11 protein-coding genes and 1 riboswitch are annotated in these 17,029 nt (G+C 66.4%); of the genes, 10 read left to right on the top strand and 1 reads right to left on the bottom strand.

From position 1 onward, the window contains the following. The first annotated feature begins 3 nt into the window (after positions 1–3). The 10 genes from IT293_04250 to IT293_04205 all read left to right on the top strand — a co-directional run bounded on the left by IT293_04250 (position 4) and on the right by IT293_04205 (position 14,641). Positions 4–3,621 carry a nitrate reductase subunit alpha gene (locus tag IT293_04250; GenBank protein ID MCC6763855.1) on the top strand — a complete coding sequence of 1,206 codons (3,618 nt, stop codon included), beginning with the start codon at positions 4–6 and terminating at the stop codon, positions 3,619–3,621. 38 nt (positions 3,622–3,659) lie between these two features. Further along, a complete protein-coding gene (narH, locus tag IT293_04245) occupies positions 3,660–5,213 on the top strand; it encodes a nitrate reductase subunit beta (protein ID MCC6763854.1) in 1,554 nt (517 codons plus the stop codon). Further along, positions 5,210–5,917 (top strand): hypothetical protein, encoded by a 708-nt coding sequence (locus tag IT293_04240; GenBank protein MCC6763853.1) that lies wholly within the window; start codon positions 5,210–5,212, stop codon positions 5,915–5,917. Before narH ends, IT293_04240 begins: the two co-directional genes overlap by 4 nt. Next, the gene (narI, locus tag IT293_04235; protein MCC6763852.1) at positions 5,914–6,642 is read left to right on the top strand and encodes a respiratory nitrate reductase subunit gamma; all 729 of its coding nucleotides are present in this window, start codon (positions 5,914–5,916) and stop codon (positions 6,640–6,642) included. The genes IT293_04240 and narI overlap by 4 nt, the downstream gene beginning before the upstream one ends. Positions 6,643–6,876: 234 nt before the next feature. Next, positions 6,877–8,385, top strand: coding sequence for an MFS transporter (locus IT293_04230; protein MCC6763851.1), 1,509 nt, complete (start codon positions 6,877–6,879; stop codon positions 8,383–8,385). 42 nt (positions 8,386–8,427) lie between these two features. After that, positions 8,428–9,492 carry a tellurite resistance/C4-dicarboxylate transporter family protein gene (locus IT293_04225; GenBank protein ID MCC6763850.1) on the top strand — a complete coding sequence of 355 codons (1,065 nt, stop codon included), beginning with the start codon at positions 8,428–8,430 and terminating at the stop codon, positions 9,490–9,492. A 168-nt stretch (positions 9,493–9,660) separates the two neighbouring features. After that, positions 9,661–11,499, top strand: a complete 1,839-nt coding sequence (locus IT293_04220) for a hypothetical protein (GenBank protein ID MCC6763849.1) — start codon at positions 9,661–9,663, stop codon at positions 11,497–11,499. Between the two features lie 84 nt (positions 11,500–11,583). Next, a complete protein-coding gene (locus IT293_04215; protein ID MCC6763848.1) occupies positions 11,584–11,940 on the top strand; it encodes a DUF4143 domain-containing protein in 357 nt (118 codons plus the stop codon). Positions 11,941–12,122: 182 nt separating this feature from the next. Further along, positions 12,123–12,641, top strand: a complete 519-nt coding sequence (locus tag IT293_04210) for a DUF1003 domain-containing protein (GenBank protein ID MCC6763847.1) — start codon at positions 12,123–12,125, stop codon at positions 12,639–12,641. Beyond that, entirely contained in the window at positions 12,629–14,641 is a 2,013-nt protein-coding gene (locus IT293_04205) for an ABC transporter ATP-binding protein (protein ID MCC6763846.1), read from the top strand. Before IT293_04210 ends, IT293_04205 begins: the two co-directional genes overlap by 13 nt. A 212-nt stretch (positions 14,642–14,853) precedes the next feature. Here IT293_04205 and ilvB read toward each other — a convergent pair whose 3' ends face one another. Then, positions 14,854–16,731 carry a biosynthetic-type acetolactate synthase large subunit gene (gene ilvB, locus IT293_04200; GenBank protein ID MCC6763845.1) on the bottom strand — a complete coding sequence of 626 codons (1,878 nt, stop codon included), beginning with the start codon at positions 16,729–16,731 and terminating at the stop codon, positions 14,854–14,856. Between the two features lie 133 nt (positions 16,732–16,864). Then, positions 16,865–17,012, top strand: a riboswitch (cobalamin riboswitch). Positions 17,013–17,029: the final 17 nt, after the last annotated feature.

Here is a 17,029-nt window from a genome sequence, read left to right as displayed (position 1 = left end):
ACCATGGGTTGGATCAAAGACATCATTGCTCCCGAAACCCGGAAGTGGGAGGAGTTCTACCGCAATCGCTTCCAGCACGATCGCGTCGTGCGAAGCACGCACGGCGTGAACTGTACCGGCGGTTGCTCCTGGCAGATCCACGTGAAGGACGGGATCGTCACGTGGGAAACCCAGCAGATCGACTACCCCTTGCTCGAGGATTCGCTGCCGCCGTACGAGCCCCGCGGCTGCCAGCGCGGCATTTCGTATTCCTGGTACCTCTACAGCCCTCTCCGCATCAAATACCCGCTCATCCGTAGCGCGCTCGTCGACGCCTATCGCGCGAAGAAGCGCGAGACCGGGGACCCGATGAAGGCCTGGGAGGCGCTGCAGGCCGACGAGGAGCAGCGCGCCGCCTACCAGAAGGCGCGCGGCAAGGGCGGCTTCCGGCGTGCGACGTGGGCCGAGTGCATGGAGATCATGTCCGTCGCCAACATCTACACGGCGAAGAAATACGGGCCCGATCGCGTCATCGGATTCTCGCCGATTCCCGCGATGTCGATGCTCAGCTACGCGGCCGGCGGGCGCTTCTTACAGCTCTTCGGCGGCGTGAACCTGTCGTTCTACGACTGGTACTGCGATCTGCCGACCGCGTTTCCCGAGATCTGGGGCGAGCAGACCGACGTCTGCGAGAGCGCCGACTGGTACAACGCGAAGATGATCGCCGACATGGGCGCGTGTCTCAACATGACGCGCACACCCGACTGTCATTTCTTCGCGGAGTCGCGCACCAACGGCACGAAGGCGGTCGTCTTCGCGCCGGACTTCAGCCAGGTCTCGAAGTACGCCGACCAGTGGGTGCCCATCCATGCCGGCGGTGACGGCGCCTTCTGGATGGCGACGACGCACGTGATCCTGAAGGAGTTCCACCACGACGCCAAGACGCAGTTCTTCCTCGACTACGTCAAGCAGTACACGGACAGCCCGTACCTGGTGAAGCTCGAGAAGAAGGGCGGGGCATACATCCCGGGGCGGCTGCTCCGAGCCGGCGAGCTCCCCGAGTACAAGGACATCGCGAACCCGGAGTGGAACTTCGTCAACATCGACGCCAAGACCGGCGCGTTCGTGGTGCCGAAGGGCAGCGTGGGCGCGCGCTGGGCGGAGAAGCCCGGCAATTGGAACATGAAGTTCGAGAACCTGGCCGACGACAAGCCGTACGACCCGGTGCTCACGCTCCTCGGCGCGACCGACAAGATTGTCCAGACGGAGTTCACCGAGTGGGGCCTCGACAGGACCGTGGCGCGCGGCGTCCCGGCCAAGGAGATCACGGCGGCGGACGGCTCCACCATCGTCGTCGCCACGGTCTACGACCTCATCATGGCGCAGTACGGCGTCGACCGCGGCCTGCCCGGCGCCTATCCGACGAGCTACGCGGACAAGGACGCGGCCTACACGCCGGCGTGGCAGGAGCTCTTCACCGGGGTCGACTCGAAGACGCTCCTCCAGTTCGCTCGCGAGTGGGCGAACACCGCCGCCAAGACGGGCGGCAAATGCATGATCATCATCGGCGCCGGCATCAACCACTGGTACCACGCGAACCTGATGTACCGCGCCGGCGCCATGGCGCTCATGCTCACCGGCTGCGTGGGCAAGAACGGCGGCGGCCTCAACCACTACGTCGGCCAGGAGAAGCTCGCGCCCTCGGACTCGTGGGGCGCGATCGCGTTCGCCAAGGACTACCACGGCGCGTCTCGACTCCAGCAGTCGCCGCTCTGGCACTACATCAACACCTGCCAGTACCGCTACGACGGCCAGTTCTCCAGGTACAACACCGTCCACGACAACGAGTGGACGCGCATGCACACGGCCGACACGATCTTCAAGGCGGTGCGCCTCGGGTGGATGCCCTACTACCCGCAGTTTGCGCAGAGCTCGCTCGAGCTCTGCAACGAGGCCGCACAGGCCGGCGCCGCCGACGCCGATGGGGTCAAGAAGTACGTCCTCGAGAAACTCGAGTCGAAGAAGCTGACATACTCGATCAGCGATCCGGAGGCGCCCGAGAACCACCCGCGTGTTTGGTACATCTGGCGCGGCAACGCGATCCTGGCGAGCATGAAGGGCCACGAATACTGCCTCAAGCACTACCTCGGCACCCACTCGAACGCGATCGGCAAGGACTCCGAGGATCACCCGACCGAGGTGAAGTGGCACGACGTGGCGCCCATCGGGAAGATGGACCTCGTCGTCGACCTCAACTTTCGCATGGACTCGTCGGCGCTCTACTCGGACATCGTGTTGCCCGCCGCCTCCTGGTACGAGAAGGCGGATCTCAACTCGACGGACCTGCACTCGTTCATCCATCCGCTCTCGGCGGCGGTCCCGCCGGTGTGGGAGTCGAAGAGCGACTGGAACATCTTCCGTGACCTCGCGAAGTTCACGAGCGAGGCCGCGGCCAAGTACTTCCCGGGCACCCACAAGGACGTCGTTGCGACACCGCTCTCACACGACTCGGCCGGCGAGATCGCCCAGCCGACGGTGAAGGACTGGTACGTCGGCGAATGCAAGCCGGTTCCCGGCAAGACGACGCACAACCTCGTCATCGAGGAGCGCGACTACACGAAGCTGTACGAGAAGTTCATCACACTCGGCGAGCGCATCCGCACGGCGGGCCTCGGCGCGCACGGCAATCACTACCAATGCACCGACGCTTACGACGAGATGATCGCGTCGAACCACTTCCCCAAGGAGCGTCGTGACGGCAAGGTCCTGCCTTCGCTCCGCGAGGACGAGTCCGCGGCCAACGCGGTGCTCCACCTCTCCACCTTGACCAACGGGAAGCTCAACGTCCGCGCCTACGAGAACATGGAAAAGAAGACGAGCCTGTCGCTCGTCGACCTCGGCGCGGGGATGGCGGATTTCCGGGTCACCTACGCGGATCTCCAAGCGCAGCCGCGGCGCTACACCACGTCGCCGCTCTGGTCGGGCGTGATGACCAAGGGGCGTGCGTACTCCGCGTTCACGTACAACGTCGAGAAGCTCGTGCCCTGGCGCACCCTCACCGGGCGGCAGCACTTCTATCTCGATCACGAGATGTACATCGCGTACGGCGAGCACCTCCCGACGTACAAGCCCTCGCCCAAGCCCGAAGCGTACGGCGATCTGAAGGAGACGCTCAAGAGCGGCGACGCGCGCATCCTGAACTGCCTCACGCCGCACGGGAAGTGGCACATCCACTCGACCTACATGGAAAACCACCGCATGCTCACGCTGTCGCGAGGGTGTGAGCCGTGCTGGATCAGCGAGGTCGACGCGGAGGCGCTCGGCATCCAGGACAACGACTGGGTCGAGGTCTTCAACGACCACGGCGTCTACTGCACCCGCGCGGCCGTGAGCGCGCGCATCCCGAAGGGCGTGTGCATCGTCTATCACGTCCCCGAGCGCACCGTGGGCATCCCGAAGTCCCAGGTCCGCGGCAACCGCCGCGCCGGCGGGCACAACAGCTTCACCCGCGTGCATCTGAAGCCCAACTTCCTGAACGGGGGATATGGGCAGTTCAGCTACCACTTCAATTACTGGGGACCGATCGCTCCGCAGCGCGACACGCACGTCATCGTGAAACGCATGAACAAGGTCGTCTTCTGAGCTCACCGGCGAGAGTTCGCGAATAAGGAGAAACGAAGATGGATGTGCGTTCGCAGATCTCGATGGTGTTCCACCTCGACAAGTGTATCGGCTGTCATACCTGTTCGATCGCCTGCAAGAACATCTGGACCGACCGCAAGGGCGCCGAGTACATGTGGTGGAACAACGTCGAGACCAAGCCCGGCACGGGGTTTCCGACCAAATGGGAAGATCAGCGGATCTACCAGGGGGGATGGGAGAAGGACGGCGACGGGATCGCGCTCAGGGGCGCGGGCAAGCGGAAGGGGCTCTCGAACATCTTCTACAACCCGCACCTACCGGTCATCGACGACTACTACGAGCCCTTCACGTACAAGTATCTCGATCTGATCGAGGCGCGCGCCGGGAACGATCAGCCGACCGCGCGGCCCATCTCGATGATCACCGGCAAGCCGATGGACATCAAGATGGGGCCGAACTGGGACGATGATCTCGGCGGCTCTCCGGACTACGCGCGCAACGATCCGAACCTGGAGGCGCTCACGCCGGCCGAGCGTGACGCCATGTTCGAGCTCGAGCGCATCGCGTTCTTCTACTTGCCCCGCATCTGCAACCACTGTCTCAACCCGGGATGCGTCGCCGCCTGTCCGTCGGGCGCCATCTACAAGCGCGGCGAGGACGGGATCGTCCTCATCGACCAGTTGGTGTGCCGCGGCTGGCGCATGTGCGTCACGGCGTGCCCCTACAAGAAGACGTTTTACAACTGGAGCACGGGCAAATCGGAGAAATGCATTCTCTGCTACCCGCGCATCGAAGCCGGCTACGCGCCGGCGTGCATGCACTCCTGCGTCGGGCGCATTCGCTACCTCGGCGTGATGCTCTACGACGCCGATCGCATCCACGCGGTGGCGTCGGCGAATGAGCAGGATCTGGTCCAGGCGCAGCTCGACATGATCCTCGACCCGTTCGACCCCAAGGTCATCGCGGCGGCGAAGGCCAACGGCATCGCCGACTCGACGCTCGACGCGGCCCAGTACTCGCCGACGTACAAGTACGTGAAGAAGTGGGGCATGGCGCTGCCGCTGCACCCCGAGTTCCGCACGCTGCCGATGCTCTTCTACGTTCCCCCGCTCCTGCCCGTCATGGCCTCGGTCAAGACCGTCGATCACACGGAGCAATCCGAGAAGATGCACGACATCGCGAAGCACTGGCCCGACAACTGGGTGTACGACACGAGCACGACCGAGCTCTTCGGGACGATCGCGGACGCGCGCCTGCCGCTGAAGTACCTCGCGAGCCTGTTTTCCGCGGGCGACACGGAGGCGGTCAAGGTCCGGCTGCTCAAGCTCATGGCCGTCCGCATCCATCGGCGGCGCGTCACCGTGGGCGACATCTCCGACCAGCGCGCGGACCAGGCCCTCAAGGAAGCCGGGCTCACCGCCGCCGAGGCCGAAGACATCTACTACCTCTCCGCTCTCGCGAAGTTCAACGATCGGTTCGTCATCCCGGCCGCGCACCGCGAGCAGGCGATCGAGATGATGGAGTTCACCGGCGACGTGAAGGGCAACATCGGCTTCGGCTTCAAGGCCGACACGGCGGAGCGGGGATTGTGAAGCGTCGGCACTACGATCTGTTCGCCGACGTGTTCGCGTACCCCACGGCGGAGCTGCCGCTCGGGGTCATGGAGCTCCGCGCGATGCTCGCCGCGTCCTGCCCGGAGGCCGCAGCGCCGCTCGCGGTCTTCGCGGAGCAGCTCGGCACCACCACCTCGCTGAACGACGAGGAGCTCGACGATCTCCAGGAGGTGTTCACCCGATCGTTCGAGATCCAGTCGATCACCACGCTCCACGTCGGCTACGTCGCGTTCGGCGACGACTACAAGCGCGGAGAGCTGCTCGTGAACTTGAACCGCGAGCTGCGCGACGTGGAGGTCGAGCTCGGCAACGAGCTCTCCGACCATCTGTCGAACGTCCTCCGCCTCCTCGCGCGCTGGGAGGACGACGCCGCCGTCACGGAGCTCGTTTCGATGGTCGTCTACCCGTGCCTCGAGAAGATGCTGTGCGAATTCGCGACGGAGCGGATGGTCGCGCGTGATGCCCTGTACAAGAAGCACTACAAGACGCTGATCGAAGCGTCGGAGCGCGTGGCCATGTACCAGCATGCGCTTCGCGCGCTCCTCGAGAGCGTACGCCATGATTTCGAGATCATCGAGAGTCCGTTGCCTGAAAAGAGTCGCGATTTTCTGAGCGCCATCAAGATGGAGCTCGAGATCGAAGCGAGAGGGGAAGGCTATCGCCCCATCGGGAGGACGCCGTGAACGTGCTCAACGCCTTCGTGTTCATCGCCTGGCCTTACATCGCCGCGTTCGTCTTCATCGTCGGCGCCACGTACCGCTACTACCGAGCGGGGTTCAAGGTCTCGTCGCTCTCCTCGCAGTTCCTCGAGGGGCGAAAGCTGTTCTGGGGCGTCGTTCCGTTCCACATCGGCATGCTCGTTCTGTTCTTCGGGCATCTCTCGGCGTTTCTGCTTCCAGAGCTGACGCTCGCGTGGAACGCCAATCCGCTGCGGCTGATCATCCTCGAGGTGACGGCGTTCGTGTTCGGGATCAGCGTGCTCATGAGCCTGCTGCTCTTGCTCCATCGCCGCGTGACGGAGCGGCGCGTCGTCTCGGTGACGACCGCCATGGACTACGTCGTCGAGCTCCTCCTGCTCGGTCAGGTCGCCCTCGGGTGCTGGGTCGCCGTCATGTTCCGCTGGGGCTCGTCGTGGTTCGCGTCGGACCTCTCGCCCTACCTGTGGTCGCTCATCAGGTTCCAGCCCGAGACCACCGCGGTCTACGCGCTGCCGTGGGAGATCAAGCTCCACATCTTCGGCGCGTTCTTGATCCTCTTCCTCGTGCCGTTCACGCGGCTCATGCACTTCCTCGTCGTGCCCCTGCATTACCTGGCCCGCCCGTACCAGCAGGTCATGTGGAACTGGGAGCGAAGGGCGATCCGCAGCCCCTCGACCGAGTGGAGCAAGGCGCGCCCCAGGAACAACTGACCGGCGAGTGTGCGCGCGCGTCACTGAGCGAGCGGCGCGCGCACGGTGGGGACCGGCGCGCCCGCCCCGGCTCGCGATACGACGACTGCGATCAGTGTCCGGCGGGGTGACGTCGTCCGATCAGGACCAGAGGCGGCTCGGGCGCCATTGGCAGATGCCGCTCTTGGCCCAACGCCGAGCAGGCCTTCCCAGGGGTGAAGACAGGCTCACTCCTGGACCGGGACCCATATGATCATGGAACAAGCGACCGGAAATACTTCCCACCGCATGCTGCTGCTGAGCACGCTGGCGTTCACCGTCAGCTTTGCCGCGTGGATGATCAATGGTGTGCTGGTCACGTACCTCACGAACAACGGCATCTTCAACTGGACCCCGGTACGTTCGGGCTGGTTGCTCGGTGTGCCCGTGCTGGTCGGTTCCGTGCTGCGCCTGCCGGTGGGAATCCTGACCGACAAGTTCGGCGGCAAGTGGGTGATGATCGCGATCCTGTTGCTGAGCGCGGTGCCCTTGTATCTCCTGTCCTGGGCCGACAGCTATGGCGCCTTCCTGGGACTGAGCTTCGCCTTCGGCCTGACGGGCAGCATCTTTGCGGCGGGTGTCGCGTACGTCGTGCTCTGGTACCCCAAGGAGAAGCAGGGCACGGCATTGGGCATTTTTGCGGCGGGGAACGTGGGGGCCGCGCTCACCACCTTGTTCGCACCGCGGATCCTGAGCTGGCTGACCGACGGCAACACGGCCCTGGAAGGCTGGCGGAAGCTGCCGCAGTTGTACGCGGGCCTGTTGGTGATCACGGCGGTCGCCCTGCTGCTTTTCGCGCGGAACAAGGTTCCCACGACGGTCAGGTCCTTCGGTCAGAGCATTCGGCCGCTGAGGACGCTGAGGGTCTGGCGCTTCGGCCTGTACTATTTCTTCGTCTTCGGCGGCTTCGTGGCGCTCTCCCAATGGCTGATCCCGTACTACGTGAACGTGTATTCGCTCTCGCTCGTCACCGCCGGATTGATGACCACGGCATTCAACCTGCCGGCGGGACTGTTGCGCATCGCGGGCGGCGTTCTGTCGGACAAGTTCGGGGCGCGCGTCGTGCTTTACTGGGTGTTCGGCGTTTGCCTGGTGGGCTTGCTGTTCCTGCTGCCGCCGCGTGTGGAGCTGCAAACGCCGGGCAGGGGCATCATGGCCTCCCGATCTGGCATCGTGCAGGCGATTTCGGTGAGCGAGATCACGGTGGCCAACGAGGCCGACCCGCAAGACCGGGTCGTCTATGCCTTGATGACCGCCGAAGAGGTGGACATCCGCTTCGGCATCCATCACGACGAGGAAGGGTTCCTGCCGATGCCGTCCACGTCGGTGCGGCAGGAGCCGCAGGTGCGTGTGGGCGACCGGGTGGGTAAGGGCGACCTGCTGGCCAAAGGCACCACCCACATCTACTTCCAGGCGAACCGTTGGATCTTCTCCGCGCTGGTCTTCCTGATCGGTGCCATGATGGGCATCGGTGGCGGCGCCGTGTACAAGCACATCTCCACCTACTACTCCGATGACGTCGGGACGGTGGGCGGCATCGTGGGCGTGCTCGGCGGCCTTGGAGGCTTCGTCAACCCCATCCTGTTCGGCTACCTGCTGGATGCCACCGGCGTCTGGACCACCTGCTGGGCCCTCCTTTTCGTCGTGGGCGCGGCCGCGTTGATCTGGATGCGCGACACCATCACGAGGATGGACCGTGTGTCAGGGCCGGCCGCCACGTCGTAACGAGCTCGCCAAGGGCCGGACGCCCTCATCGGACCGCGCCTGATGAAGCAGCGCCTGTTCGACGCCGTCCGCGATCTGTCCCCCGCCTACTTCGCCATGGTGATGGCCACGGGTGTGGTGAGCAGCGCCGCTCATTTCATGGGGTTTTCCAGGATCGCCTATCCCATGTTTGCGGCCAACATCTTCTTCTACCTCGTGCTCTGCGCCCTCAACATCATCCGGCTGATCGCTTTCCCGAGCCGGGTGACGATGGACCTCTTCGACCACCTGCGCGGCATGGGCTTCTTCACGGCTCCTACCGCCACGGCGGTGCTGGGCGCGCAGTTCATCCTGCTGGAAAGGAACTACCAGGTCGCCATGACCCTGTGGGTCATGGCCGTGCTGCTCTGGACGGTGATCACGTACACGGTGTTCACCAACCTCACCATCAAAGGGGAGAAGCCCGAGTTCGCCGAAGGGATCAATGGCGCCTGGCTGCTGTCGGTGGTGTCCACGCAGAGCCTGGCCGTGCTGAGCGCCCAGCTATCCGTACATTACGTGGACCACAAGCTGATCCTGAACTTCTTCAGCCTGGCCATGTGGCTCTGGGGCGGCATGCTGTACATCTGGATGATCTCCCTGATCTTCTACCGCTACACCTTCTTCAAGTTCAGCCCCGACGACCTCACCCCGCCCTATTGGATCAACATGGGCGCCATGGCCATTTCCACCCTGGCCGGATCGCTGCTCATCCTCAACACCCCCCATGCGCCCTTCCTGCTTTCCACTCTTCCCTTCCTCAAGGGGTTCACCATCTTCTATTGGGTCACCGGCACCTGGTGGGTGCCCATGCTCTTCGTCCTCGCGGTCTGGCGGCACGGCTACAAGCGGTTCCCGCTCACCTATGATCCGCTCTACTGGGGGGCCGTGTTCCCGCTCGGCATGTACACGGCGGCCACGTATGAGATGGCGGAGGCCATGGATCTCAAGTTCCTGATGCCCATACCCCGCTTTTTCATTTACGTGGCGTTGGGCGCATGGGCTGCGGCATTCTACGGATTCCTCCACTCCTTGGTGCGGAAGGTGCTGGTAGGCCAGAGCACGGCCACCCCCGGCAGCGCCTCGTAACCCGAGGTGGCCGCCGGCCGCGGTCGGTGCGGCTCGAACCTCGCTTCCCAACCGGCTCCGGAGGCCCTCGTTCGTCATTGACGGTCGCGAACCGACGGTGCTAGCGCCGAATCGTCTTTCGCCGATCCATCTCTGCTGACGCCGTTCAGGCAGTCGAAGGAGGACGCGATGCGATCCCTCGTTCGTATGGCGCTCGCCGTACTGGCGATGCTGCTGATCCCGTTCCAGGATTCCGGCGCCCAGACGTTCTCGCTGGCCCCCGGCTCACCGACCCTGCCGATCCCCGGCGCCGCATGCGGGCCGGTATTCTCGCCGGCCGGCGACATCCTCGGCCCGGGTGCGGTCTCCATCGTACCAATGGGTCCTCCCGGTTGCGGGCTCGGCTGGCCCGGACCTCCGGGCGACGTCGACGCCTTCTCCTCGGGCTTGTTTCCGCTTCCCCCCGGCCCGCTGCCGGTCGGGATCGCGCTCAAGATCGGAGTCGATGCGGCGGCGAGCGGTGATGCGGGCGGATGCACGCCGCTCGTGCCCGGCTTCTTTCCGCCCGACGTCGGTTCCGAGGCTGCCGGACTGAGCGATGCCGCCGCTGACGTCTTCGACGTCTGCTACGGCGCCCCGGGCTGTCCGCCGCCGCCGGTGATGCCCGGCCTCGCGCCCTACGCGATGCCGAATTTCCAGATCTCGGACGGGAACGGAATGCCCGCTCCGCCGTTTCTGCTGCCTCCGGCGCCGCCCGCGCTCGGTCCGCTCGTCGAGCCGGCGCCGCCCGGCGACGACGTCGACGCCCTCGATTTTCCGGCGGCCGGCGCCTGGTCGGCGCCGCCTGGTGTTCCCATCGTTCCCGTGTATTTCTCGGTCGATCCGCCGACCGCATTCGGTGCCGGCTTCTTGCCGAGCGACGTGATGGTGACCGGCGGTGGATTCCTTGCCGGCATCTACGCGGCACCGCCCGCGCTCGGCCTCGACATGATCGGGGGACCGGGGAGCGACGATCTCGACGCGCTCATCGTCTTCGATGCCGACGGCGCGCCGCTCGTCTTCACCCCCGTCGCGGGCGACGTGGCGCTCTTCTCGGTGACGGCCGCCTCCGCGATCGTCGGGGCGCCGAATCCGTGTCCAGGTCCGCTCTTCGGTTTCCCCATCGGTCCGGGCGACATCCTGACCGAAGGCACCATGCTCGGGGCTCCCGGGGCTGCCTGCGTCATGGTGCCGGCCGTCAACATGGAGCTCTGGAGCGGCACCGCGCTCGGCTGCATCGCCAACCCGTTCGGCGCCATCGACGACAACCTCGACGCACTCGATGTCGGGCCGGCCTTCGCGCCGCCGTCCACTCCGACGCCGACCGCGACACCGACGCCGACCACGACACCGACCGTCTCCGCCACCGCGACGCCGACGGCCTCCGCCACCTCCACGCCGGGGGGGCCGACGGCGACGCCGACCGTCACTTCGACTCCTACGTGCGCCGCCTTGCCGGTTGCCGGTTGCCGAACTCCGTCGGTCGGTCAAAAGGCGCAGCTGGCGCTCAAAGACAAGAGCCCCGACACCAAGGATCAGCTGCAATGGAAATGGAGCAAGGGCTCCATCACCACCAAGGCCGACTTCGGGAGCCCCGTTACGACCACGAGCTACCAACTCTGCATCTACGACGGGACGCCCACCGTGATCGTCGACGCGCTTATCCCGGCGGGAGGTCTGTGCGGGACGTCGAATCCGAAGCCGTGCTGGAAGGACAAGCCCAAAGGCTTCGACTACAAGGACAAGGACCTCACGCCCGACGGTGTCGAGCAGCTGAAGCTCAAGGAAGGCCTTGCGGCAGGCAAGGCGAGCATCCAGCTGAAAGCGAAGGGGACGCCGCTCGACGACCCCACGTACCCCATCACGCAGCCGGTCACGGTGCAGCTGCACAACACGACGAGCGGTCTCTGCTGGGAAGCCGTCTACAGCGCACCGGCCTCGAAGAACACGGCGGGCCCTCCGGGGCAGTTCAAGGACAAGGCCGACTGAAACGTCCGCGGCCGGACGCGGCGGGCTTACCCGCCGCGTCCGATCGTCGGACTCGTAAACCATTTGGCACGCAGAGGGCCGCTGGTGCCCGGAAGCGAGCTCTTCGGCTCGGCATTCGAGAACTGGGTCTTCCACGAGCTCTCTGCCTACCGCGCGTATCGGGGCTTCGCGTTCGAGCTCAGCTATTGGCGCCTGGCGAGCGGCATCGAGGTCGACTTCCTGGTGGACGACGCGCGGGTCGCGATCGAGGCAAAGGCGACCCGCAAGGTTCACGCGGACCATCTTCGCGGACTGCGCGCGCTCGCCGTCGATCAGCGGCCCCGGTGCCGCCTGGTCGTGAGCCTGGACACGCGTGCCCGCACGACGGACGACGGCATCGAGATCCTCCCCGCGCGGACGTTCGCGCACCGGCTCTGGAGCGATGACCTGTTGCCGCTCTGAGGCGATAGATGGGATGAACCGGCTGGCCACCACCACATGGTGGCAGAGTGCCTCACGCTCAGGTGATGAGAATCTCTACCGGGCTTTTCGCACGGGCGAGTTGACGGAGTACCCGTTGTCAGGCGGTCGGACCTGTATTGCCGTTTGCCGCAGCGCCCCCTCAAGACGAGAGGAGAAACACCATGAGCACCACCGATCTCGCTTCGCGACGGACCGATCATCACGTGCGCTTCCATCTTCCGCATCGTCATCTGGCGTCGGCCTTCGGGAGCGACTGGTTCGGCCTCAAGGCCGAAGGCTTTGCGCGGTTCTTCGGGACTCCCGTGTTCCTCATCGCTCAGACCGTGATCGTCGCGGTCTGGATCGGGGTCAACATGGCCGGCGTGACCCAGTTCGACGTCTATCCGTTCATCCTGCTGAATCTGGCGTTTAGCACCCAGGCGGCGTACGCGGCACCTCTGATCCTGCTCGCCCAGACGCGGCAAGCCGATCGGGACAAAGCGCACGCGGATGCCGACGCGCAGCATCGCGAAGCGCTCGCGGCGGCGAGTCTCGAACGCCAGGAGCTCGCGATGACGCAGGCCGCGCAGATCCTCGAGCTCCTCGAGGCCAACACCAAGCTCACGCGGGCGACGCAGGAGCTGACCGCGCGGATCGAGACGCTCACCGCCGAGGTGCACAGGCACGTATGCCGCGTGTGACGGCCGCGGCCGATGACGGGTCGGTCGCTCCGATCGAGGACGAGCGGCCCTGGCGGACGCTCTGGAATCTCTCCCGTCCGCAGATGGGCCGTTTCGTCGCCGTCACGGTGCTGGCCGCGCTCGGCGCTGGCGCGACCCTCTGCGAGCCGCTCATCTATCGCGTCGCGGTGAACGACATCGCCGGCGTGTTCGTCGGACGCGCCGCGGTTGCCGACGAGGACACCGGGGCGGTCGTCTCCAAGCCAGCGGCGCGGTCGCAGCGGTCCGTGCGAGCCGCTCACCCCGAAGCGACCCCGCACGCGAAGAAGATGAAGCGGACGCGCCAGCCGCATCGCCGCGGCCACGTCGCGCCGCGTACGCCGACGCAGATGTTCACGACGCTCCTCTGGGCCGTGGCGCTCTTGTTCGTGACCGGGCTCGCCGCGCAGCTCCTCGAGGTCTTCGCCGACAACATCGCGGCGACCGCGGCGAGTCGCATCGAAGCGGACTTCATCCGCTCGACGTTCGCGCGCGTGCTGCATCTCCGACTCGGGTTCTTCGCTCGTCACGCGAGCGGCGCGCTCGCGAAGCAGATCGACCAGTCGGACGAGGTGACGCCGATCGTCACGGCCTTCGCGAAGGACATCTTGCCCGAAGCGTTTCGCGTGCTCGGCGCGTTCGCGATCATGTTCACGCAGAGCGCGCAGCTCACGTTCGTCGCCCTGCTGACGGTTCCCGCCTATCTCCTGATCGCGCGCCGGGCGACGGCCGACCTCGAGACCAACCTGCCGCGCTATTACGGTCTCTGGGAAGACGTATCGTCGCGCCTGCGGGATGCGCTCGGCGCGGTGAAGACGGTGAAGCTGAGCGGAGCCGAGGCGCGCGAGGTGGCGCGGTTCTCCGAGGCGTCGAATGCCGCCTACGCGACCTACCTCGAGCGCAACCGGCTCGCGAACCGCTATCTCTTCCTGCAGTCGGCGATCCAGCGGCTCGGCCAGGCGCTCGTTCTCGCCTACGGCGGGACGCGGGTGTTGGCGCATCAATTGACGCCGGGCGACGTCGTCATGTTCGTGACCTACCTCGATACGCTCTACGACCCGATCGACTCGCTCACGACGCTCGCGAAGACGCTGCAGGAGCACGCCGTCTCGCTCAGCCGCGCACTCGTGCTCCGACGCGTGCCCGATCTCGAGCCGGAGGGCCGCGCGCTTCTCGACGGACCGGGCCGCGTCGAGTTCCGCGGCGTCCGGTTCGCGTACGTCCCGGGACGCGAGGTGCTACGCGGCATCGACGGCGTGCTCGAGCCCGGCATGGTGACCGCGCTCGTCGGACCGTCGGGCGCGGGCAAGACGACCATCGTCGATCTCCTCCTGCGCCTGTACGATCCGACCGTGGGCGACATCTTGATCGACGGGCAGCCGCTGCGCGACGTGGACCCCGCGAGCCTCCGGCGTGCGGTGAGCGTCGTCTCGGCGGACGGCGCCGTCTTTCGCGGGACGCTCGCCGACAACATCCGCTACAAACGGCCCGATGCGAGCGACGCCGAAGTCGCGGCGGCGGCGCACGCGGCTGGGCTCGCGACCGCGCTCGGCCGTCTCCCCGAGGGCCTCGCGACCGAGATCGGCGAGGGCGGGGTCGGCCTCTCGGTTGGCGAACGGCAGCGTCTGCAGATCGCGCGTGCGTTCGTGTCGCGCCCGCGCATCCTGATTCTCGACGAGGCGACGGCCAATCTCGACTACGCGACCGAGCTCGACGTGAAGGCGGCGCTCGACGGCATGCGGCGCGGCTCGACGACGCTCGTGATCGCGCACCGCTACTCGATGGTGCAGGACGCCGACCGAGTGCTCGTGCTCGACGCGGGCGTGGTCGTGACGCAGGGCACGCCGGCCGAGCTGATCGCGTCCGGCGGGTGGTTCGCGCGCCTCGCGGCCGGGAGCCACGAGCGCATGGAGACGACCGAGGACGCGCACGAGCTTGCAAGCGACGACGAGAACGTCGACGAAGACGACGGCGGAGGGTAGGTAGACGACGATTCCCCGCTGTACCCGCGGGTGATCGTGGATGAGCTCCCGTAGTCTTGCCTGGCCATCGGGCGACCGCGTTGACGAACGATCGTCATCCACCAGACCGAGACGCGATGCGGCCCGCCGAGCGAGACGGGGGCGCTTCCGCTGGCTGCTCCACACCCCCCCGGACTACCGACCCCCGCAGCATTAGCAGCCGGAGGGCGCGATCAGAAGTAGCCGGTCGGCTTCCCCCCGCCCTCGGGTTCGTCCGTGGGGTGCGCCCGGCTCGGGATCCACTTGCCCGTGATCATCTCCCGGTATCCCATCCCCGGCCCGACCATCGGGTACACGTGCCCTTGCGGATCGGTCATGACCTCGAGGAAGGCGGGGCCCTTGGCGCTGCAGAACGCCTCGAGCGCCGCCCGCACGTCTTTTTTCTCGGAGACGCGGCGCGCGAACGGGAAGCCGTCGGCTTCGGCCGCCTTGATGAAGTCCTTCTTGTGGAGGCTCTTGTCCGTCCCCGCGTAGCGGCTCGTGTAGAAGAGGTCCTGCCACTGGCGGACCATGCCGTCGCCGAGGTTGTTGAGCAGCAGCACCTTCACGGGGATGTCGTAGGTCGTGAGCGTCTCGAGGTCGCCGAGGTTCATGCGGATCGAGCCGTCGCCGTCGACGTCGATGACGAGCCGGTCCGGGTTGGCGATCTGCGCCCCGATCGCCGCCGGGAGGCCGAAGCCCATGGTGCCCATGCTGCCCGAGGTGAGAAACGTGCGGGGGTGCTTGAAGTCGATGTACTGCGCCGCCCACATCTGGTGCTGGCCGACGCCGGTCGAGACGATCGCTTCGCCCTTGGTGATCTCGTTCAGTTGCTGGAGCACGTACTCGGTCTGGATCGCCGGCGACTCGGTGTCGTACGCGAGGGCGTGCTCCTGCTTCAGCCGCGCGACGTGCTCGCGCCAGCGCCGGAAGTCCTTCTTGAAGCCGGCGCCCGCGTGCATCAGCTGCGGCAGCGCGCGCTTCGCGTCGGCGACGTGCGCCCAGTCGAAGTGCTTCACCTTGCCGATCTCGGACGCGTCGATGTCGAGGTGCGCGATCTTCGCGCCCGGCGCGAACTCCTTCACCTTGCCGGCGACGCGGTCGTCGAAGCGCGAGCCGACCGCGAAGAGGAAGTCGGAGTCCTCGACCGCGTAGTTGGCGTAGGCCATGCCGTGCATGCCGAGCATCTGGAGCGAGAGCTCGCTCGTCGTGTCGATCGCGCCGATGCCCATGAGGCTCGTGACGACCGGGAGGCCGAAGCGCTCGGCGAAGGCGCGGAGCTCGGGCGCGGCCTCGCCGTTGACGACGCCGCCGCCGCAGTAGAGGAGGGGACGCTCGGACTTCGCGAGCAGCTTGAAGAACGCCTCGGCGTTGGCCGGCGAGATCTGCGTCTCGGCGAGTGCGTCGGTGCGCTCCTGGTAGCCGCGCACGGGCAGGAGCCCGGCGCCTTTGAATACCCCGGTCGCGTTCTGCACGTCCTTCGGGACGTCGATCACGACCGGACCCGGACGGCCGCTGCGCGCGATGTCGAAGGCGCGCCGCATCGTCTCCTCCATCTTGGTTTCGTCGGTGACGAGGAAGACGTGCTTCGCGCAGGCCGCCATGATGTTGAAGACCGGCGCTTCCTGGAACGCGTCGGTGCCCATCGCGGCGCGCGGCACCTGGCCGCAGATGAGGATCACCGGGACCGAGTCGGCCTGGCAGTCGCGGATCGGGGTCAAGGAATTGGTGGCGCCTGGACCCGAGGTCACCATGAACACGCCCACCTTGCCGGTCGAGCGCGCGTAGCCCGCCGCCATGAACCCGGCGCCCTGCTCGGTCGCGGGGACGATCAGGCGGATCTCCTCGTCGGCCGGGTGATTGGCGTTGTAGCGGAAGATCGCGTCGTAGGTCGGGAGGATGGCGCCTCCGCTGTAGCCGAAGATGGTGTCGACGCCCTCGTCGGCGAGGACCTGGACGATCATGTCGGCGTTGCTCATGGTGGTGCCGGCGAGGGGATGCTTCGGGGCGACCTCGGCGAGGGCGCGGCGGGCACCCTCTGGGGCGCGAGTGGGCTTGGCGACGGTCTTCATGAGGGGTTCCATAGCCTGATTCGGCGCGCCGCGCGAGGTTTTCCGGACGAGCGTCCGGGAGGCCTTCGGCGCCGCGGGGGATGCGCCGCTCGCGCCGTCGCGCTTGCGACCTCGCACCCCGTTTGGTAGCAGCAGCCCGTCGCCGCAAGGGCTGACAAGGGAAGCCGGTGAGAATCCGGCGCGGCTCCCGCCACTGTGAGTCGGAACGAACGCGCACGCAGGCCACTGCCCCTTCGGGTGGGAAGGCGGCGCAAGTAGGTCGCCGACGAGCCAGGAGACCTAGCCCTCGAGGCAGCTC

This window comes from Deltaproteobacteria bacterium, assembly GCA_020848745.1.
Taxonomy (GTDB): domain Bacteria; phylum Desulfobacterota; class Binatia; order UTPRO1; family UTPRO1; genus UTPRO1.
The sequence above is the reverse complement of the archived record's forward strand: the minus strand, read 5'-3'. Positions and strand labels throughout refer to the sequence as shown.